We start from the raw sequence: 607 nt of genomic DNA, 5'->3' as shown, positions 1-607 counted from the left end.
CATCGCGCCAGGCCCAGCCGCGCCGGGCGTGGGGGCCATGGCGACGCGGGCGGGGATGCCCGCCTCGGCCAGCCGGGTCCGGATCTGCGCCAGCAAGGCCGCTTCGCCTCCGAACAGATGCGCCGCCCCGGTCGTGTCCAGGAACAGCCCCTCCATCCCCTCCTCTCCGGCGTCCACGCTGACCGAAGGCGACCAGCGCTCGGCCCACACCGCCAGCTCGGCCAAGGCCCGGGCGTCGTCGGTCGGATCGGCCGGCTGGCGGACCAAGCCCGGCAGCATGGCCAAGCGTCCGCCTGGCTCTGGCCGCGCCGGAGGCCCGCCGCCCGCGCCGCGGAATTCAGGGCGTGCAGCACCACCGCCCCCCGGCTGTTCTTCAGGACCAGGGCGAAAGGATTGCGCGGGTCGCGAGCGGGGTCAGGCGGCGAGGCCGGACGGCGCGCCCGCTCCAGCGACCGCAGCCGGACCGAGATCGGCCAGTCGGTCAGCCAGACGGAGACGATGCGTCTCATCATCCTGCTCCAGCATCCAGACGGCGGGACGCTCGCCCCGGCCGCGGACCAGTTCGGCTTCCAGCCGGGCCGCGCCCGGGGCGCGCGCGGGGTCCAAG

1 pseudogene is annotated in these 607 nt (G+C 75.9%); it reads right to left on the bottom strand.

The features are described 5' to 3' along the window. A pseudogene (locus AC2W7C_RS18775) lies at positions 1-279 on the bottom strand (DNA polymerase Y family protein); the annotation flags it as partial. Positions 280-607 lie beyond the last annotated feature (328 nt).

It is taken from the genome of Brevundimonas sp. CURTG3B2_SDJG, from assembly GCF_057364705.1.
This window is presented reverse-complemented; position numbering and strand designations above follow the sequence as displayed.